Annotated in this window: 16 protein-coding genes and 1 CRISPR repeat array; of the genes, 7 read left to right on the top strand and 9 right to left on the bottom strand. The window is 53.7% G+C overall.

The window, feature by feature from the left end; all coding sequences use genetic code 11:
* The first annotated feature begins 35 nt into the window (after positions 1 to 35).
* The 6 genes from HNQ92_RS27510 to HNQ92_RS27485 all read left to right on the top strand — a co-directional run bounded on the left by HNQ92_RS27510 (position 36) and on the right by HNQ92_RS27485 (position 6,736).
* A complete protein-coding gene (locus HNQ92_RS27510) occupies positions 36 to 698 on the top strand; it encodes an ABC transporter ATP-binding protein (RefSeq protein ID WP_184179689.1) in 663 nt (220 codons plus the stop codon).
* Positions 699 to 856: 158 nt separating this feature from the next.
* Complete coding sequence (locus tag HNQ92_RS27505; RefSeq protein ID WP_184179686.1) at positions 857 to 1,219, top strand: four helix bundle protein; 363 nt, start codon at positions 857 to 859, stop codon at positions 1,217 to 1,219.
* 138 nt (positions 1,220 to 1,357) lie between these two features.
* Positions 1,358 to 2,602, top strand: a complete 1,245-nt coding sequence (locus HNQ92_RS27500) for an ABC transporter permease (RefSeq protein ID WP_184179683.1) — start codon at positions 1,358 to 1,360, stop codon at positions 2,600 to 2,602.
* Positions 2,603 to 2,804: 202 nt separating this feature from the next.
* Positions 2,805 to 3,971, top strand: coding sequence for an ABC transporter permease (locus HNQ92_RS27495; protein ID WP_184179680.1), 1,167 nt, complete (start codon positions 2,805 to 2,807; stop codon positions 3,969 to 3,971).
* 75 nt (positions 3,972 to 4,046) lie between these two features.
* A complete protein-coding gene (locus tag HNQ92_RS27490; protein WP_184179677.1) occupies positions 4,047 to 5,417 on the top strand; it encodes a sigma-54-dependent transcriptional regulator in 1,371 nt (456 codons plus the stop codon).
* A gap of 23 nt (positions 5,418 to 5,440) precedes the next feature.
* A complete protein-coding gene (locus HNQ92_RS27485; protein ID WP_184179674.1) occupies positions 5,441 to 6,736 on the top strand; it encodes a sensor histidine kinase in 1,296 nt (431 codons plus the stop codon).
* 16 nt (positions 6,737 to 6,752) lie between these two features.
* On the opposite strand, the gene HNQ92_RS27480 is transcribed toward HNQ92_RS27485, so the two are convergent.
* Positions 6,753 to 8,108, bottom strand: coding sequence for an FAD-dependent oxidoreductase (locus HNQ92_RS27480; RefSeq protein ID WP_184179671.1), 1,356 nt, complete (start codon positions 8,106 to 8,108; stop codon positions 6,753 to 6,755).
* 348 nt (positions 8,109 to 8,456) lie between these two features.
* Between HNQ92_RS27480 and HNQ92_RS27475 the strand changes: the two genes are divergently transcribed.
* Entirely contained in the window at positions 8,457 to 9,446 is a 990-nt protein-coding gene (locus HNQ92_RS27475) for a helix-turn-helix transcriptional regulator (protein WP_221307566.1), read from the top strand.
* Positions 9,447 to 9,609: 163 nt separating this feature from the next.
* A CRISPR array of direct repeats spans positions 9,610 to 10,453; the repeat unit is 37 nt; unit sequence GTCTTAATCCTTATTCTGTTGGAAGGTACTTTGCTGG.
* Positions 10,454 to 10,592: 139 nt separating this feature from the next.
* Here the strand turns inward: HNQ92_RS27475 and cas2 are convergent.
* The 8 genes from cas2 to csm3 form a co-directional block, all read right to left on the bottom strand.
* The gene (cas2, locus tag HNQ92_RS27470) at positions 10,593 to 11,066 is read right to left on the bottom strand and encodes a CRISPR-associated endonuclease Cas2 (protein ID WP_184179665.1); all 474 of its coding nucleotides are present in this window, start codon (positions 11,064 to 11,066) and stop codon (positions 10,593 to 10,595) included.
* Positions 11,053 to 12,054, bottom strand: a complete 1,002-nt coding sequence (locus HNQ92_RS27465) for a CRISPR-associated primase-polymerase type B (protein ID WP_184179662.1) — start codon at positions 12,052 to 12,054, stop codon at positions 11,053 to 11,055. Before HNQ92_RS27465 ends, cas2 begins: the two co-directional genes overlap by 14 nt.
* A gap of 1 nt (position 12,055) precedes the next feature.
* Positions 12,056 to 13,042: a CRISPR-associated endonuclease Cas1 gene (gene cas1 / locus HNQ92_RS27460; protein ID WP_184179659.1), complete on the bottom strand. Its 987-nt coding sequence runs from the start codon at positions 13,040 to 13,042 to the stop codon at positions 12,056 to 12,058.
* Positions 13,043 to 13,120: 78 nt separating this feature from the next.
* On the bottom strand, positions 13,121 to 14,650 hold the full coding sequence (locus HNQ92_RS27455; protein ID WP_184179656.1) for a hypothetical protein: 1,530 nt from the start codon (positions 14,648 to 14,650) through the stop codon (positions 13,121 to 13,123).
* Positions 14,647 to 15,789 carry an ATP-binding protein gene (locus tag HNQ92_RS27450; RefSeq protein WP_184179653.1) on the bottom strand — a complete coding sequence of 381 codons (1,143 nt, stop codon included), beginning with the start codon at positions 15,787 to 15,789 and terminating at the stop codon, positions 14,647 to 14,649. Before HNQ92_RS27450 ends, HNQ92_RS27455 begins: the two co-directional genes overlap by 4 nt.
* An 87-nt stretch (positions 15,790 to 15,876) precedes the next feature.
* Positions 15,877 to 16,998, bottom strand: a complete 1,122-nt coding sequence (locus tag HNQ92_RS27445; protein WP_184179650.1) for an RAMP superfamily CRISPR-associated protein — start codon at positions 16,996 to 16,998, stop codon at positions 15,877 to 15,879.
* The gene (csm4, locus tag HNQ92_RS27440) at positions 16,995 to 17,978 is read right to left on the bottom strand and encodes a type III-A CRISPR-associated RAMP protein Csm4 (RefSeq protein ID WP_184179647.1); all 984 of its coding nucleotides are present in this window, start codon (positions 17,976 to 17,978) and stop codon (positions 16,995 to 16,997) included. The genes HNQ92_RS27445 and csm4 overlap by 4 nt, the downstream gene beginning before the upstream one ends.
* Positions 17,975 to 18,658: a type III-A CRISPR-associated RAMP protein Csm3 gene (gene csm3, locus HNQ92_RS27435; RefSeq protein ID WP_221307565.1), complete on the bottom strand. Its 684-nt coding sequence runs from the start codon at positions 18,656 to 18,658 to the stop codon at positions 17,975 to 17,977. The genes csm4 and csm3 overlap by 4 nt, the downstream gene beginning before the upstream one ends.
* Positions 18,659 to 18,666: the final 8 nt, after the last annotated feature.

The raw sequence follows: 18,666 nt of genomic DNA, 5'->3' as shown, positions 1-18,666 counted from the left end.
CCTCGCCCGCCAAACTACCTAAATCAAGCACGAAGATGATCAAACTACAACACGTGGAAAAAGTCTACCGCACCAGCGCGATTGAGACGCTGGCCCTCAACAACATCAACCTCGACGTACAGAAGGGCGAGTTTGTGTCGATCATGGGGCCGTCGGGCTGCGGCAAAAGTACCCTGCTCAACATCATTGGCCTACTCGACGAGCCCTCGCGCGGCGTGGTGGAGATTGGCGGTCGCCGGGTCGAGAAGTACCGCGACCGCGAGCTGGCGCACCTCCGCAACGAGAAGCTGGGCTTTATTTTCCAGAGCTTCCACCTCATCAACGACCTCTCGGTGCTCGACAACGTGGAGATTCCGCTGCTGTACCGCTCCAGCTCGGCCCGCCAACGCCGCGCCTTGGCGCAGGAAGCCCTCGAAAAAGTAGGCCTCAGCAACCGCATGAAGCACTTCCCCAAGCAGCTCTCGGGCGGTCAAAAGCAGCGGGTGGCCATTGCGCGGGCCATCGTGGGCAAGCCGGAAATCATCCTGGCCGACGAACCCACCGGTAACCTGGACAGCGCCATGGGCAACGAGATCCTGAGCATCCTGCAAAACCTAAACAAGGACGGTGCGACGATCGTGATGGTAACGCACGACGACGCCATGGCCAAAAAGACCCACCGACTCATCCGCCTCTTCGACGGCACGCAGGTACTTTAGGGCAGAGGGCAGAGGGTTTGGGGCATGGGGCAAAGGGCATAGGGTTTTTCTGCTGGACGTAGCTTGGCCTAAGGAATGGATTTTTGGGCTTGGTTTGCAAAGTATGCTTGTCTTATCCAGGGGCTCTGATCGCCCCCTTAATCCCAAGCCACATGCCTATGTTACGCAAGTTTCGTTTCGAAGATTTAGAGATTTGGCAATTAAGTATCGAAATCGGAGATAGTCTGCTTGATATAGCTGATGCGATGGAAGCACGAAAACTGTATCGTTTTGCCGAACAGCTTAGAGGGGCGGCCATGAGTATTTCAAATAATATAGCTGAAGGTTCCGGTTCGGCCTCAAAAAAGGAATTTTACCAGTTTTTAAACTATGCTAAACGCTCCTGTTATGAGTGTGCTAATATTTTGATAATTCTTCAAAGACGCAGCCAAATAAATGAAGATACGAAGCAATCTATTTTTAATCGCTTGGAAGAGTTAAGTCGCAAGCTAACCAACTTCCAGAAAGCCCTCAACCTCTAACCCCATGCAGCAAACTACCCATTACCCCAAAGCATCTATCCCCGGCCCTTTCCCCCGCGGAGAAAGGGAGCTTGGTAGGTACTTTTTCAAAAAGTACCCCAAACCCTCTGCCCTTACCCCCATGCCCTTTGCTAAACCATGCTAACAAACTACCTCAAACTCGCCTGGAAGGTACTGCTTCGGCACCCGTTTTATACCTTCATTACGCTCTTCGGCATCAGCCTCACGCTTACGGTGCTGATGGTCCTGACGTCCTTTCTGGACCATTTGCTCGGGCCGCACTACCCCGAAACCAACCGCGACCGCTCGCTGTACATCCAGATGATGACCCAGACCGATACGGCCGGGACCACCCAGATGAAGGGGCCAATGAGCTTTCGTTTCCTGACCGACTACGTCAAAAGCCTCCAAACGCCGGAGCGGGTGTCGATCAGTTCGGTCATGAATAGCTCCAATGCCTACGTGGGTTCGCAGAAAATCAAGCTCAACACCAAGTTTACCGATGCCGACTTCTGGCGGGTGATGGCCTTCGATTTCCTGGAAGGCAAACCCTACAACGAGCAGAACATCGCCGCCGGAGACCAGGTGGCCGTGATCAGCGACGACTTCAAGAAGGAGTACTTTGGAAGTGCCTCCGAGCCCGTGGTGGGCAAAACCATCGAGATTGAGAACGTGCATTACAAGGTGATGGGGGTAGTGCGGGGGAGTCCGGTGACGCGGTTTTTTACCCACGCCAAGGTGTACTTTCCCTACACGGCCCCCAAAAGCAACTACCAGAATACGGGCTTTCGGGGCAACTACATCGCCATTGTGTTGGCCAAAGACCAGTCCGACTTCAAGGCCATTCAGGATGAATTCTACGACCGCGTGAGCCGGATACCCGTGCCGCAGTACGAAGGCGGTACCAAGTATGACGTCCTGAAGGTCATGAACGAAACCTACGCCGACAACTTCCTGGGCACGATCATGGAGGGGCCGGGCCTGCGGGCGGTCTTCCTGAGTATCGTGGGGTTCATCGTGTTCATGCTGCTGGGGCTACCGGCCATCAACCTGGTGAACGTCAACGTGAGCCGAATCCTGGAGCGCGCCTCCGAAATCGGCGTGCGGAAGGCCTTCGGGGCTCCGGTGCGGACGTTGCTCTGGCAGTTTATCATCGAGAATCTGTTCATTACCTTCATCGGCGGGGGCATCGCGCTGGTGCTGACGGTCGTGATTATTCAGCTCATCAACCACAGCGGCTGGATCGCCTACGCCGACCTCACGATCAACCTCACGGTGTTTCTGGTGAGCGTGGGCGTTTGCTTCGTGTTTGGGATCTTGTCGGGGGTACTTCCGGCCCTGCGCATGTCGAAGCTGAAAATCGTGGACGCGCTGAAAGGGTAGGGGGGCATAGGGTGTTGGGCATGGGGCGCGGGGGGTACTTTGAACTGCTCTTTGCCTCTATCCCCAGCCCTTTCTCCGGCGGAGAAAGGGAGCTTTGTAGGTACTTTTTAAAGTACCCTCTGCCCCGAACCCTCCGCCCCATGCCCTCCGCCCCACGCCCTCTGCCATTTAAAACATTCATTCACCATCAAGTAGCTACGCTATGTTACGGCATTTATTCAAGCTCACCTGGAACAAAAAGAAGACGCACGCACTGCTGATCGTCGAGATCTGGGCTTCGTTTCTGGTTCTCTTCGGACTGGCCTCCCTGATCATTTTTAATGCCCGCAACTACCTGGAGCCGCTGGGCTTTGCCTACGAGCGGGTGTGGGCCATCAACCTGCAAAACAACCAGGATACCACCGACGTAGCCGAGAAAATCCAGCAGGTAGTGCGGCACCTGGGTACCTACGCCGAAGTGGAGTCGGTCACGCGCATGGGTAGTAACTTCCCGTTTGCGGCCAGCCAGATGAGCAACGGCGTCAAGTACAACGGAACCCACTCGATGATGAATTTTTATACCGTGGACGAAAACTTCGCCCGTACGCTCGACATCACCCCCCTGGCCGGGAGGTGGTACCAGAGCGCCGACAGCGTGGGCAAGCACCGCCCGGCGGTGATCAATCAGAAAGCGCGCGAGAAGCTATTTGGCGAAGAAAACCCCCTGGGGAAAATCCTCAATAACGACGGCGAAAATACCTGGAAAGTGGTGGGGGTGATTGGCAACTACAAAGACAAAGCGGAATTTATGGAAAACAAGCCCGCGATGTTTGAGCTGCTCTACGCGGACGACCGCTGGAACAGTACCCTGCTGATCAAGACCAAGCCCGGTACCGACGCCCTCTTTGAGGCCCGGCTGGTCAAGGACGTCACGGCCCAGCTCAAAGGCTGGAGCGTGGAGGTAGATCACCTCACCGAGTCGCGCACCAACCAGCACAACCTCACGCTCATACCCGTCCTGATTTTCCTCATTATTTGTAGCTTTCTGCTCGTCAACGTGGCGCTGGGGCTGTTCGGGATTTTGAATTTGAATATTGCCAAACGCAAGGACGAGATCGGCCTGCGCCGGGCCATGGGCGCTACCGAGCGGGCCGTGAAGCAGCAGTTTCTGGGGGAGATCTGGGTACTGGCTACGCTCAGTATGCTGCTGGGGCTACTCTTCACGGTGCAGTTTCCGCTGCTGCATGTCTTCGACGTGGCCAGCGGCGTGTACCTGCTGGCCATGGTGGCGTCGGTGGTGATCATCTACCTCCTCGTGACGCTCTGCGCCTGGTACCCTAGTCGGCAGGCGGCGCGCATCCAGCCCGCGGTAGCACTGCACGAAGAGTAGCGGTATTAACCATCCGGGCCGTTTTTTTGCTAGCTTTGGGCAAGGCTTTTGTCCCTCCAACCGAACCCGTTTCCGATGCTCCTGATTATCGACGACGACAGTGCCATCCGCGCTTCCCTGGCTTTTTTGTTCAAGAAAGAAGGCTTTGAAGTGAAGGCCGTAGGTACCCCTACGGAGGCCCTGGAGGTACTTCGGGCCGAGCGGCCGGAGCTGATCCTGCTGGACCTGAATTTTTCCATCGAAACCTCGGGCGAAGAAGGCATGCGGCTCCTGCGGCAGATCCGCGCCAAGTACCCGGCCGTGCCGGTGGTACTCATTACGGGCTGGGGTACCATAGACCTGGCCGTGGAAGGCATGAAAGCCGGGGCGCGCGACTTCATCACCAAGCCCTGGCAAAACGACTACCTGCTGCAGTCGGTGCGCACCATCCTGAACCTGGCGCAGCAGGTACCGCAGTCGGCCAACCGCCAGCGGCTCGACCAAAAGTACCAGTTCGAGCACATTGTGGGGCAAGACCCGAAGCTGCTCGAAATCCTGGAAACCGTAGGCCGCATAGCCCCCACCGACGCCCCGGTGCTGATCACGGGCGAGAGCGGTACCGGCAAGGAGCTCATCGCGGAGGCCATCCACCGCAACAGCAAGCGCCGGGTACGTCCGTTCGTGAAGGTCAACCTGGGCGGGATTTCGTCTACGCTCTTTGAAAGTGAACTCTTTGGGCACGTGCGCGGGGCCTTCACCGACGCCAAGTCCGACCGCACGGGGCGGTTTGAGCTGGCGCACCGGGGCTCTATTTTTTTGGACGAAATCGGGGAGCTGGACCTTTCGAGCCAGGTGAAGCTGCTGCGGGTACTTCAGGAACGTACCTTCGAGCCCCTCGGTAGCAGCAAGAGCCGCACGGTAGACGTCCGCGTGGTCTGTGCTACCAACCGCAACCTGGAGGAAATGGTGGCGCAGGGTACTTTTCGGGAAGATTTATTTTACCGCATCAACCTTATCACCGTGAAGCTCCCCGCCCTGCGCGAGCGCCCCGGCGATATTCCGCTGCTGGCCGAGGCTTTCGTGAATAACCTTAAGACCATCTACGAGCGCCCGGCGCTGCGGCTCAGCGCGGCGGCCCGGCAGTGGCTAAGTACCCTCCGGCTACCGGGCAACATCCGCCAGCTCAAAAACCTGGTGGAGCGCACGGTGCTGCTCTCGGGCGGGGAGGTACTTGAGGTGGACGATTTCCAGAAAAACCTACCCGCCACGCCCACGCCGTCGGCGCAGGGTACTTTGCCGGAAGTAGGTACCCTCACGCTCGACGAAATGGAGTACCAGATGATCCGACGGGCCATGGAGTTTCATCGCAACAAAGTATCCAAAGTGGCCCGCTCGCTGGGTATTACGCGCTTCGCGCTGTACCGGCGGCTGGAAAAGTACGGGATCTCGTATGACGCCGAAAGTTAATTTTCAAAGTACCCCTTTGTAATATGAAGATTTCGCTGCGGGTCAGGTACCTGGTGTTTATTGTCGTGCTGCACGCCGTGCTGGCTTTCCTGACCTACCAGTGGCTGCGGGAAGAAAAGGTACTTTTCATTGCCTCGGAGGTACTTTTGCTACTGTCGGTGGCATTTTCGGTCCAGATCTACCGCGACTTCCAGAAACCCATCGCTTTTGTGCAGGCGGGCATCGAAACCATCAAAAACCAGGATTTTACGGTCAAGTTCGTCCCGACGGGCAAGCCCGAGATCGACGTGCTCATCGAGGTCTACAACCTCATGATCGACCAGCTGCGGCAGGAACGGACGCAGCAGATGGAGCAGCATTTTTTTCTGGAAAAACTCCTCGAAGCTTCGCCCATCGCCATCCTGGTGCTGGACTTCGACGAACGCATCACCACCGTTAACGAGCGTACCTGCGCGTTATTTCAGCGCCCGCGGGGGTACTTTGAAGGAAAAACGGTACCGGAGCTTGAGCTGAAGATGCTCAGCCAGCTGGAAGACCTGCCCGACGGCGCGGCGCGGAGCATCAAGCACAACGGCATCGAAACCTACAAGGTACGTCGCTCGCACTTCATGGACCGCGGCTTCCGGCGCTCCTTCCTGATGATCGAAGAGCTGACGCAGGAACTGCTCGAAACCGAAAAAAACGCCTACGGGAAGGTAATCCGGATGATGGCCCACGAGGTGAACAACACCCTCGGCGCTACGGACTCGATCCTGCAAACGGCCTCCACCATGCTCACCGACCCCGACTTCGCCGACCTGCGCGAGGCGCTGCTGGTAGCCAGCGAGCGCAACCAGCGCCTCAGCCGCTTCATGCGTAACTTTGCCGACGTGGTGCGGCTGCCCGCGCCGCGCCAGGTACCCCTGGACCTGCACCAGCTCCTGCGCGAAGTAGCGCTCTTCATGCAGGCGCTGGCGGGGCAGCGGGGTGTGGCGCTGCACACCGCACTGCCGGAAGGTACCTGGGTGGTGGCGGTAGACGAAGGTCAGCTGGAGCAGGTACTGGTCAACGTCATCAAGAATGCTGTCGAGGCCTGCGTGCCGGGCCAGGAGGTGTGGCTGTGCGCCCGCGCGGGGAGCATCCAGGTACGCAACAACGGCCAGCCGATCCCGGCGGAGGTAGAGGCGCAGCTTTTCAATCCGTTCTTCAGTACCAAGCCCGACGGCCAGGGCGTGGGCCTCACCCTCACGCGCGACATCCTGCTCAACCACGGCTTCCCCTTCTCGCTCCGCACCCAACCCGACGGCTGGACGACGTTCGAGATCCGCGTGGTGGGGTAGGAAGGTAGGGTACCGCTCACACCTCGCCCCAACCTACCTCTTTGGGCAAACGGTGGGTCAGGGCGGCCTTGGCGGCTACTTTACCGGCGGCTTCGCCCATGGGTACGGCGTTGCCCGTGACGCGGTAGCTGGCGTGGGCGTAAAAATCGCCGCTGATGCAGCGACCAGCCAGCATCAGGTTGGTCACATCCCGCGCGATGAGCGCGCGCAGGGGGATCTGGTAGGGCTTCATCCTGACGCCCCCGCTGCCGTAGCCGCCGCCTTCGCCCCGCACCAGCGAATGAATATCGACCGTAAAGCGGACGGTACACACGCCGTCGTCGAACTGCGCTCCCCGCACGAGGTCTTCCTTGGTGAGTGTATACAGGCCGTGGATGCGTCGACCCTCCCGGATGCCGATCTGGGCGGCCGTGGTGACGATGCGCAGGTTGGCCCACAGGCCGCCGCGGCCGCGCAGCGCCTCTACGATGCGGTTCACCTCGTGGCGGGCTTCGACCGTCGCCCTGGATATGGCGTTGGCGTCCAGGGCCGAAACGCCGTACTGGTGGTTGGTCATGAGCGCCACCAGGTCGGGCCGGATCACGAAGAAAGATGGCATGGAGTAGCTGGCATCCACGCCCGCTTTCAGGATGTCGGCGTGGAGTTTTCGCTTGCCGGTTTCGGAGGGAGAGCCGTCCCGGCCGGGGCCTTTGATGTAGCCCTCGGCTACCAGGTCTTCCTCGCGCAGGCCGCTCAGCATCACCATCAGCGACATGGGTTGTACCCGCCGGGTGCCGGGTTCCCCTTCGTCGAAGCCGCAACCCGCCTGGGCGGCCAGGTCGCCGTTGCCAGTGGCGTCGATGTAGACTTTGGCTTTCCAGGCTTCCCGGCCCGAAAAACTCTCCGTAACGAGGTAGTCGATGGCGTTGCGCTTGGTACGGTAGGCGGCCGTGACGCGGGTGTGCAGCCGCACTTCTACGCCCGCTTCCTTGCACATTTGCTCCAGGGTCCATTTCATAAGCTCGGCGTCGTACTGGGTGGGGGTGTACTGGGCGTCGCTGGCGCTGAGGCGGTCCATGAGCTCCTGCATGAGGCCCGTTTTACCATCTGCGTCGATAATATTGCTCAGCAGGCTGGCCGTCCAGACACCCCCCAGGCAGCCGTGCAGCTCGATGAGGGTCGTTTTGGCACCGCTCCGGGCGGCACTCAGCGCCGCCGCAAAGCCCGCCGGGCCACCACCGCACACGATCACGTCGGTTTGCTGCACCAAGGGTAGTTCGCGCTTGGGCTCCGGTACGGTACCGGCCTGCCCCGGCGAATCGGCGGCCAGTGAGGGTAGGGGAGCCAGGGCGGTGGCTGCACCGGCCTTGAGGAAATCTCTGCGTTTGAGCATAAGCCTGGCGTTTTTTGTATCTAATACCTTCAATAAATAAACGTAGCCGGATATTCCTATATTCCTACGCGCGCTTCGGGCCGAGCTATTTTTGGAGGATTCTTCAATACCTTTTTTAGAATATACTCCGACCCCATCGGGGCTACAAGATGCTTTACGGTAGTGGCAGGTTTTAAGTAGACTTTTTACTTGGAAAGGTACCCTTACTCGCCAGAACTACGCATACAGGCTTTTTTTTCGGACCTGCCGAAATTTAATCCATTGCCTGCCGGGTATTTTGGCTGAAATTATACTAAAAACCGTATATTGGGCTTGCGCACACCCTCTATCACTTCTTTACCTTATTCCATGCCCATTAGCCTCAATAAGCTTGGCCGCTTGAAGGTGATTCACCAACGCCTCAGCAGCTCCCGGCGCTACAGCTGGCAGCAGTTGGCCTACGAATGCCAGTTGGCCCTGGCCCTGGAACGGCTCCCCAGCCGTCGGACCATCCTCGACGACGTACGGTACCTACGCGAAGTAGGAGCTCCCATACCCGAAAGCCAAAGCCACTACTTCTACGAGCGGTCCTTTCCGCTGTTTGACGTGCTCAATCCGCAGGAGGCTTTACTCCTGCACGAAACCCTGGGCCTGTTACGACAGATCAAGGGGATCTCGGCCTTTGCCGAGCTGGAGCAGCTGGCCATGCCGCGGAAAGACTACCCTACCGGCGAGCAGGCAACGGCCTGCATCGTGCATTTTGAGGAGAACGCGCACTACGAAGGCCGTGAGCACCTTGGCCCGCTCCGCCGATGCATTGCCAGCAAAACGCCCCTGACCATCACCTACCAAGACTTTACCAACCAGCGCTTCCAGTTTCGGTTTCATCCCTACCTGCTCAAGGAGTACAACAACCGCTGGTACCTCTTCGGGCTGGACGAGGCCTCCGGCGAGCTTTATAACCTGGCCCTTGACCGCATCCGGTCGTTCGAGCCCCAGCAGGCGGGTACCTACCGGCCCAATAGCCGCTGGGACTTCGACGCCCTCTTTTCCACCATTGTGGGTGTAACGCGCCCGGCCCTTCGGGAGCCAGAGCGGATCGTGCTGCGGGTGTACGGCGAGCGGGCCAACTACGTGCTCACCAAGCCCATTCACGCCCACCAGCAGCTCCTGGACGAAACCGACGACTACGTGGACCTGGAGTATTGGCTCATCCCGAACCCAGAGCTCACGGCCTGTATCCTGGAGCTAGGGCCCGACGCCGAGGTGTTGCTGCCCCTTAGCCTGCGGGCCGAGCTGGCCGCGCTGGCCCGCCAGCTGGTGGAGCGCTACGAGGGGCCCTCTCCGCTGTGTGAGTAGGTGAGCCAGCAAAGTACCTTCTATCTCAAGTCCTGCCTTACTCCCTATTCGCCGGGGCGCGTAGTCCGGGGCGCGCAGTCCGGGGCGCGTAGTTCGGGGCGCGTAGCCTGGAAGGTACTTTGCTGGCCCGAAAAGGTGTTCAGTAAGTCCGATCCCAGTAAATGTCTTAATCCTTATTCTGTTGGAAGGTACTTTGCTGGGCTACACCGCCGATGTTCTTAGCGGTCGCTATACCGAATAGTCTTAATCCTTATTCTGTTGGAAGGTACTTTGCTGGGAGGTTACTTGTTACCAGTACGTAGGCCAACACGATTGTCTTAATCCTTATTCTGTTGGAAGGTACTTTGCTGGCAGAACCCGAAAAAATGGGCTGAGATCTACAATATCAGTCTTAATCCTTATTCTGTTGGAAGGTACTTTGCTGGTTTCCTGGATGTACTGCTCGGCGCGCTCCCGGCGCTTGTCTTAATCCTTATTCTGTTGGAAGGTACTTTGCTGGAGGGATGTACCTGGAAGATGGCGAAGCGATGCAGGGTCTTAATCCTTATTCTGTTGGAAGGTACTTTGCTGGTGCGAAAAGACGACTATTGGATAGGACAAATCAAGTCTTAATCCTTATTCTGTTGGAAGGTACTTTGCTGGAATCGTCCCGTTGAAGCATTCGCCGCCGCAACAGCGTCTTAATCCTTATTCTGTTGGAAGGTACTTTGCTGGTGGCGCAAAGAGGTCTCTGTGCAGCTACAGGACCAGTGTCTTAATCCTTATTCTGTTGGAAGGTACTTTGCTGGAAGCCGGATAATGGCGGTTTACGTGGGGATGTAGCAAGGTCTTAATCCTTATTCTGTTGGAAGGTACTTTGCTGGTAGAAAGCGAGCCTGAGGTAACGGCAGAAACAATAGAGTCTTAATCCTTATTCTGTTGGAAGGTACTTTGCTGGCTTAATTACTAACCAACCAAACCAGCCGAACGGGTCTTAATCCTTATTCTGTTGGAAGGTACTTTGCTGGAGCCGGTAAGGGCATGGGTTTAATAATGAGGTGGTTAAAAGGTTTAATATGGGTAAAGTCATATCAAGTATAGGAAATGTACCGATTAAAAAAATGGGCATAGCACTCCATGGCTTCAAAAATACGCATGGGGTGTGAATTAAAAAAACAGGGTGTGTCTTGAGGCCGTCAATACTTCCCACTCAAAGTCCTTCCCGATGCAGTTGAGCTTGTTGAGCATGTCTTCGCCCACGGGCAAGATCAGGATGGAGTCGTGGTTTTGGTAGGCTTCCTGGATCTGCCGGAGCGTGTCGGCGATGTCGCGGTGCAGGTGTCGGTGGAGCCGGGCAAAAAACACCGATTTCTGCACGCGCTGGCAGCCTTTTTTTTCGAGGTACTTCGCTACCAGGCGGCGTACCTTGTTGCTTTCGATGTCGTACATAATGAAGCAGTACATTTCTTCGGGGCGTTTGGAGGTAGTGTGTAGGGTTTTATACAGCAGGCGAATCCCTTCGGGCATAGCCAGCGTGGGCTCGGCGGCGGGCGTTTCCAGCTGGTAAGGCAGGGTAGCTTGCTCCCAGAGCTGATTGAGCTCACTAGGCGTGAGGGCGGAGCTTTTTTTAGAGCGGGGCATCGGGCGTGGGGGGCGTTAAGAGTACCTCACTGACGAGCGCCAGCAGCTCAGCCATGAGCACTGCCGACGTCCCTGACTTGGGCGAGGGCACCACCGAAAACCCCCGCTTGCCGTAAAATACGTTCACCTCGGCCTGCGCAAAGCCGCGCTTCACCACAAACTTTAGCCCGTAGTTGAGCGGAAGTACGCGCGTTAGCTCCAGGGGCTGCGCCTCAATGGCCGCCCGCAGGCTGGCTTCGGCGGCCAGTAGCAGCGCCGGTATGTGTACCTGGCGCTCGCGGGGACGCACCGTGGCGTGGGGGTTTACGAGCTGGCGTATAGCCAGGTACGTGTCAGCGTCGGGTTCCTTGGCTTTTGGGGGGAGGGCCTGGGGCTGGGCAGGCTCCGAAGGAAGCAAATAGGCCTGCCAGGGCAAAGGCTCGGCGTCGGGGTTGAAGTAGGCGTCGGGATCATGAGAAAGGAAACAGGCGCGGGCTACGTCGTGGGTACGGAGGTCCACACTACCTACCAGCGCCAGGCGGTCGGCCAGGCTGGACGCAAACTGCCGGTAGGCTTCTGAAAATGCCAGGGCGTTAGGGCAGGCGGGCTCAAGCCGGAAAAAAGCCTTCAGACCTAACCCACCGGGCGAGGTATACAGCAACACCACACCGGGGAGGTCGCAGAGCTTTTGGCGAAGCGCGGCTGAGGCGGCGGGGGTGGTGAGGCAGTCGTCAAGGTCCAGGATCCAGTAAGGGGCCTCCCGAAACGCCTCCTTACGCCGAAGCCCGTCCTCAAACACCCCACCTGCCACGTAAGGCAGGGTGGTTTTGAGCGGGCGGTAGCTGGCGGGGTCGAGCGTGCGCAGGCGGCGGAGCTCCCCGATACGCCGGGCCAGGTCGGCGTCGTGGCGGATGCACCCTACCAGCTTGGGTAGGGGCCAGGTTTGTAGGGGTTCGGGCGGGCTGGCCGCCAGCTGGGTACCGTACGAAAGCGGCGGAAGTGGGCACATATCAGGCGGGGCTGTATTCGTATTTTTTGAGACGGGCGGCAAGCTGCTGCGCTTCGCGCTCCAGGTGCACGAGCCTGCTGCGGCTGAGGCCGTCGAGCACCACGAGCTCATGGAGGTAGTCGTTCATGGACTGGATCAGGATACGCTTGCCGGGCTGGTCGAGCCAGTAGTGGGTGCCGTTTTGTACCTCGAAGAAGTCGGCCGTCACGACTTCCTGCTGGCAAAGGTGGCACACCACGAAGTCGGCCCAGAGGCGGTAGGGCTCGATGAGGTCATAGACCAGCACCGGGCGGTTGTACTCGTCGCGGTGCATCACCCCCACGAAGGGGTCGAGCCCGGCCTTGATGAGGGCCGTTTCAATGTGGGCGTAGAGCATCCCGTAGGCGTAGTTGAGCAGGGCGTTGAAGGCGTCGGCGGCGGGCTGTCGGCTGCGCCGCTCGAAGCGGTAAGCCTCCGGCAGGAGCTCACTCAGGGCCCGAAAGTAGTGCTTGCTCATGATCCCTTCAAAGCCCCGGAAACTCCCGAACAGCTCGGCGCGGTCGGGGGCCTGGTGGTAGCGAATCTTGTTTTTATAGTGCCGGAGGGTCTGAAGGGCCGCTTCGGGTACGGGTACCTGGCGGCGTAGGGCCAGTAAGCTCAGGAGGGCCTGCTGGTTGTCGGCTTTGCGGTGCAGCAGCGTCCGCACCCAATCCGTGCCGTCGGGGCTGAGGGCAAAGCTAAGCTGGTTTTTGCGAATGGTTGCAATGCTCCCAAACTGGTGCCCCCACACCCGGGCCGCCGGAAACCCCGTGCGGTCAAAGAAGAGCAAGTCGGTGTTTTGGTCGAGGGCCGTCATGATTACCTCGTGCGTGAGCTGGGTGGCCGGGTGCAGGCAGATGCTCCGTACTTCGTGTACGGGTACATACTGCTCCTGCTCGCGGGTTCGGATGAAATAGCGGCCGCCGCGCACGCTTAGGGCGGCCCCTACCTGGCTGATGATCAGTTGCATGGGATCATGGGATTGGGTCGGTCAGCCAGCAAAGTAGGACAGCAAGTAGGCAAAAGATTTGCCCTGCTGGGAAGGGGGTTATCCTCCTTGTGCTTCGAGTAGTTTTATTTTTATTACTTTAAATAGACCTAATTCTTTGGTGCTAGCTATTTTATCAAGCGTGTCGAATAAAGAATCGGTAGTGTAACCAAGTTTTTGGATAATAGTATCAAATTCTGTTTTTGAAACGGAGGATAGACGATGTGCTATGCCGTTTCTTTTTCCAGCCAGTTCTTCAATAAGGGTATTGAAATTATTCAACTCCTTTTCGCTAAGTATCGAGGTTACTTTCCCTATTCTGCACAGTTGAAAAAATATTTTAAAATAGGCCTTTCTGTTTGGATTATCTATCCAAATATCCTCTTGCTTTAGATAGGGTAGTATACTTTTATCAAGAGAGTTTAATAAATTTTCCCACTTTTCATTTTGACCAGATACATTTTTCTCTGGGTTATAGTAGTCCCCTAGTTCTTTGTTTAAAGATAGTTGAGTTTCGATAGAGGTTTTAAATAAGTTTTCAAATATAGTAAAGAGTTTGATTAGCGCTTCATTGTATTTTTTTTGAATGCAAAGAACTTTAAATAATATAATTGTGTCTTGAAGCTTAATTTGTAATTTTTCAATTCTACTTAGTTTGAAAGGAATTTTGCTTATTTGACCAACTAATTCATAGCCAATTATTTGTTTTTCTTTTTTGCTGAATTCATTTCCTAGTTTTATAGCATCGTCTAACAGAAGCGACAGTCTTAAATGCGCATAATGACATAATTTTCTCTCCCAGGTATTATTTAGATACAGATCAAGAGCCTTATCAAAGTCATAATCCTCCAGGTGCTTGATGATCTTTTGTTTGTTGAGATCATTCAGGAAATAATGGGTAAACCGTAGCTCCGTTACGTCCGTTTTTTCGGCCTGTTGGTACAGCCTTACTTTATGTTTGAAGGCCTGAATGAGCTGAAGGGTTATGGCCTGGTTGATCTGGTCGATACCACCCTGGGGTAGCAGGAAAATCTCGCCAATTTGCTCGGGTGGAAGCGACAGCAGGTCGTGTTTTGTTCTGGTAAAGTGCTGGTACTGAAAGTCGATGTTGGTTACTTTTTCGGTAATGCCGTACTCGCTGATCTGGGCTTCCGCGAATTTCTCTTGGAGTAGCGCCTTGGCAATGTCTTTGAAGTAGCGGGTGTCGTTGTTATAGTGAAAGCCATCGATAACCCCACGCGCATGTTCCGATTCCTGGTCGGTGTAAATAAGGAGGACCTGATCAATCGATTTGTTTTCTTCCTGTAGTTTGTTAACCAGCGGCATGATGAGGGGTAGTTCGACCACGGTCCTATACTGGGGTAGCTGGCGGTACAACGAAAGCCCCATCTTCCGGGGCAATAGGATGTAGTAGTCCGGGAAGGCCTCATTGGGGTTGGGAGTAACGACTAGCTCCGCTTCGCCATTGGTAATCATCAGCTCCCTTTTTCCCTCAATCGCTACCGTGCGCCATACGCCCGACTGCTCGATAAGGTCTTTTCGGAGCTGCACATCGCGGGTACCTAGCGTGATGATCAAATAATTTTTCATAAAATTTGGTGTATAAGGTGAAGAGGATGTACGGTCACGTCACTGCGTTTTTGGAATTCCTGGCCCCCGTAGGCCAGATGCAGGTCGGCCTCGGGCACCATTTTACGAAAATAAAGCAGCCCCTTAAAAAACGCGCTCTGGATGGTTTTGCCCGCCTTGATTTCGACGGCCAATAGCCGGGTACCATCCTCGATGAGGAGATCGACCTCGTTTTGGTTGCTATCGCGCCAGTAGTAGAGGCGCGGTCGGTGGCCTTGGTTGTACTGTTGCTTCATGATTTCGAGCAGTACGAAATTCTCATAAATGGCCCCTTTGGCAAAATGGATCTGCAGCTCATCCGGCGACCGCAGCCCCAGCAAATAGCACAGCAAGCCCGTATCATAAAAGTAAAGCTTGGGGGCTTTGGTGATCCGTTTGTTAAAGTTTTTGTAGTAAGGCGGCAGCCGAAACACAATGTAGGAAGCCTCCAGCACCGAGGTCCAGGCTTCGATGGTCTGGCTACTCACGCCTACTTCGCTGGCCAGGCTCGACGCATTGAAAACCTGCCCCGCCCGCCCGGCCATGAGCTTCAGAAAGTTCTGAAACAGGGTGAGATTCTGGATCTGGATGAGTTGGCGCACATCCCTTTCGATGTACGTTTGGACGTAGGTCGGGAAGAAGTCAGTCGGCGAAATCTCCCGGCTGAAGAGGCGCGGGTACCCCCCCGAGAAAATAAAGGCTTCGGGCGGGGGCTTTTGGGGTAGCTCGGCGTACGACAAAGGCAGCAGCGTCAGGAGGGCTACCCGCCCCGCCAGCGACTGCGTGATTTTCTCCATCAGCAAAAAATTCTGGGAGCCGGTCAGGATGTATTCGCCCGGTCGGTTCCGCTCGTCGGTATATACCTGTAGGTACGAGAAGAGGTCGGGTACTTGTTGGGCCTCATCCAGGATCACGCGGTTTTGGTACATATCCAGAAACCCCCTCGGGTCGCTCTGCGCAAAGAGCCGACTGTCCGGCAGTTCGAGATTCAGGTACTGGTAGTCAGGCGCAAAAAGCTTTGAAAAAGTCGTTTTGCCCGATTGCCTCGGGCCGGATATAGATACAATTGGGAACTTGGTAAGGAGCTCTTGCGCCTTGGCTTCTAACGCTCGGGAAATCATTCTATGCAGATTTGAAATTCAATTTACAATCTACATAGAATTGGTTAGTTTTACAAGGCTTTGATATTTTTATTTAGTAAAACGGTATTAAGGAAGAGTCAATTTGATAAACCCCATAGGGTGAAAATCAAATCCACCAGCCGCCTTTTTTGTAAACGCAAATTTTCGGGTCTTTGCTTTGATTTGTTCACTACGACTTTGTTGATTAAAATGCCAACCGTTTGTATGCGAGTTCAATTGCCAATCTCCGGTGATACTATGAAAACCTACATTAGCTCCAACACGCAGCACGCAAGAACTAGTTGCTTCATTGTGGCTCAACAGAGACTCTAACTTCTTTTGAGCAATATTTTCTAAATCGTCGTTTGGATATTGTTGGTAGTAGTGTAATTCTCGCTCAAGATAGGTTCGGGAATGATTTTTAATAAGTTGAATTAAATCCGATGGTCCTTTCTGGAAAAGAAGACGAGCATTGGGGATAGAAGCTAGTTTAGCAGAATTCATGTTTATAGATAAGCCTAACCTTACACTACTTTCTGTTTTAGGTTTAATGGCCTCGTAGTAGCTTACAAACTCGTTTGAAGTAAAATCGTCCCTATGGCATCCTCTTTTTTCATGCTTCCAGCTCCCATATCCATTTTTTGGTCTCCCATCGGCCGAGAATATTTTAGTACGATATATTTTCACGCTGGTGCTACTAAAAGTAATATCCCCCACAGTAAGCAAATTCATAAGATTGTTTCCAATTTTACCGAATAATTCGTCATCCCTTCTAGAATTTGGATTGCCTTGTTTTAAAGTCTTGTATAACACCGACCGTATTGCGCCTTTTAATGAAGAGCCGGGGACCAGATAACTGCCAAGACCATTTGAAAATTGACGCTTAATTTCTGTTATTGAATCGTCATAGGCTAATTCAACCCTCACTACATTACGGGCTAAAAGTATATTTGTCCTATTTAAGTAACTTTCAATCTCTCGGTAATTTCCTTTACTTAATTTTAGCGTTAAATCTTGTAGATCTTTAGGGTTTCGAGATATATATTCTATGATTTTTTCAGGATGAAGAATATAAAGCGATCTTCCGTCATCATTAATATTATTCTTAATTATGAAATCAAGTCCACGCTGATAATTTTTTTCTTGCCCCATACCTATGTGAGTAGGAGTCAGTATTTCTACTTTTAGATCAGTATTAACGTAAGTCATATTTGTACAGGTAAAAAGAGTGCTTTGCCGATACGCCAAATAGGATGTGAGATTTGGGTAGGAAGTAGGGAGTTGTCGGGCTTGAGGTCAATAGTATTTCCTTTTGGCGAAGCCGATGTTTTCAACAAAGAGCCCTCCAAAAACATATATACTGAGCGTTTGCGATATGAATTGTATGGATCCGATAACCACCCGCCGCGCTTAACGATTTCATAGCGAGCTTCGCTGGCAAGCATTCCAGCTAGCTGTTCTTTATTCTCTGGGCAGAAAAGCGAGAGATTCAAACTCCAATCAGAAACAGGAGGTAAGGAAATGGATAGTTGGCCCATTTCCCAATTAAAAAGCCCATTACCCACGTTTCTATCGGTCCCCAAACCATTATCAGCTAGTAGATTCAAAGCGGCTTGTACCTTAGCTTTGGCTGTGAAATCCTCAAATTGGATCAGACAAAACATCCCGGATCCTGTTTTGTAGTAAAGCCTTTCTGTATAAAAGGGTTCAGCATCTTCTTTATCAAGGCGGGGCTTTCTAATACGAGGGATGACATCTGCTTGTAAAAAGCCTTTATCAATGTTTTCATAGGTTTGGTAACTCCCTTTCACTTCATTAATGGATGTTTGAAGGGGAGTTTTATTTAGATACTGCTCTAAATGCCATGCGTCTATATATTTTACCTTTTTAAAAATCTTAGCATCTTCTGGGCGAATGGCGTTTTTACTAACATTCGGTTGTAAAAACGGTTTCGGAAAAAAGTGAATACGTTTTCCTACATTACTACATGTGAAAGGGAAAAGGCTAGAGAGTGTAAAAGCGGGTCGGGGTGTAATCCAATCACTTTTTCCCAGCATGGCCCATGCCTGCATAATAGCAGCATAGAGTGCGTCGGAATGGAATATCCGCTCACTTTGCCCATAATCTGACCGAGCATTGCTAATGTGAAACGGAGTTTTGAATTCAAAGTAAATGGTATCGAACGTCATGATACAGCGGAGTTAAGATATTCCTCAGCAGTTTTATGGAGGGGTTCAGTTAAGGTAATAAGTACTTGGCCATAACCTCGGGTTCCGCTTCCGCCGAGGTAGTCATGATGAAGCAGCTCGATGCCGGAGCTCAATAATTGTAGATAGGCATTGGCTTTTGAGTCTAACTGCTGCTGCGTTTCTTCTTGCTCTTGTATTACATTGATAATAAATTCAATGTTAAATTCAGCACCAGCGGGTACACGTTCAATTTGGCGAGGGTGTTCAGCTGTTCCGTTTAACCGATTGATTACATTTTCAAACTTAATTTCGGTATAGGGCATATCCGTAAATTCCGATGCTTTGAGCATTTGGGAAGAAGTACTAGTTAGTGAAGCGTCGCGTACCAAAATACGGGCGGGGTTATCGGCGGAGCCAAATAAGTCTGCGAGACACATGCCATTAACGCTTCTATAAGTTTTAAACTTAGTATCAGCATTTTCACCCAATGTCAATTCTAAAAGGCTACGAATTTTTCCTTTTAGTGACGAGCCTGGAATATAGGGCTCATTGTTGTCTTTACGACGTACTACCGGGCTATCCACTCCACCAATTTCAACATTTTCTTTGCTGTCGCCAATATGGAGTCCCGTTAGAAGTTTAAGAGTACCTTTTAAGATTATTTTTTTATAAAGTTTCATATAGAGAG

It is taken from the genome of Rhabdobacter roseus, assembly GCF_014202275.1.
GTDB classification, from domain to species: Bacteria; Bacteroidota; Bacteroidia; order Cytophagales; family Spirosomataceae; genus Rhabdobacter; species Rhabdobacter roseus.
This window is presented reverse-complemented; position numbering and strand designations above follow the sequence as displayed.

Excerpts from the sequence above, each read along its gene's own strand:
- HNQ92_RS27510 (WP_184179689.1), top strand. The coding sequence starts at position 36 with ATGATCAAACTACAACACGTGGAAAAAGTCTACCGCACCAGCGCGATT.
- HNQ92_RS27505 (WP_184179686.1), top strand. The coding sequence starts at position 857 with ATGTTACGCAAGTTTCGTTTCGAAGATTTAGAGATTTGGCAATTAAGT.
- HNQ92_RS27500 (WP_184179683.1), top strand. The coding sequence starts at position 1,358 with ATGCTAACAAACTACCTCAAACTCGCCTGGAAGGTACTGCTTCGGCAC.
- HNQ92_RS27495 (WP_184179680.1), top strand. The coding sequence starts at position 2,805 with ATGTTACGGCATTTATTCAAGCTCACCTGGAACAAAAAGAAGACGCAC.
- HNQ92_RS27490 (WP_184179677.1), top strand. The coding sequence starts at position 4,047 with ATGCTCCTGATTATCGACGACGACAGTGCCATCCGCGCTTCCCTGGCT.
- HNQ92_RS27485 (WP_184179674.1), top strand. The coding sequence starts at position 5,441 with ATGAAGATTTCGCTGCGGGTCAGGTACCTGGTGTTTATTGTCGTGCTG.
- HNQ92_RS27480 (WP_184179671.1), bottom strand. The coding sequence starts at position 8,108 with ATGCTCAAACGCAGAGATTTCCTCAAGGCCGGTGCAGCCACCGCCCTG.
- HNQ92_RS27475 (WP_221307566.1), top strand. The coding sequence starts at position 8,457 with ATGCCCATTAGCCTCAATAAGCTTGGCCGCTTGAAGGTGATTCACCAA.
- cas2 (WP_184179665.1), bottom strand. The coding sequence starts at position 11,066 with ATGCCCCGCTCTAAAAAAAGCTCCGCCCTCACGCCTAGTGAGCTCAAT.
- HNQ92_RS27465 (WP_184179662.1), bottom strand. The coding sequence starts at position 12,054 with ATGTGCCCACTTCCGCCGCTTTCGTACGGTACCCAGCTGGCGGCCAGC.
- cas1 (WP_184179659.1), bottom strand. The coding sequence starts at position 13,042 with ATGCAACTGATCATCAGCCAGGTAGGGGCCGCCCTAAGCGTGCGCGGC.
- HNQ92_RS27455 (WP_184179656.1), bottom strand. The coding sequence starts at position 14,650 with ATGAAAAATTATTTGATCATCACGCTAGGTACCCGCGATGTGCAGCTC.
- HNQ92_RS27450 (WP_184179653.1), bottom strand. The coding sequence starts at position 15,789 with ATGATTTCCCGAGCGTTAGAAGCCAAGGCGCAAGAGCTCCTTACCAAG.
- HNQ92_RS27445 (WP_184179650.1), bottom strand. The coding sequence starts at position 16,998 with ATGACTTACGTTAATACTGATCTAAAAGTAGAAATACTGACTCCTACT.
- csm4 (WP_184179647.1), bottom strand. The coding sequence starts at position 17,978 with ATGACGTTCGATACCATTTACTTTGAATTCAAAACTCCGTTTCACATT.
- csm3 (WP_221307565.1), bottom strand. The coding sequence starts at position 18,658 with ATGAAACTTTATAAAAAAATAATCTTAAAAGGTACTCTTAAACTTCTA.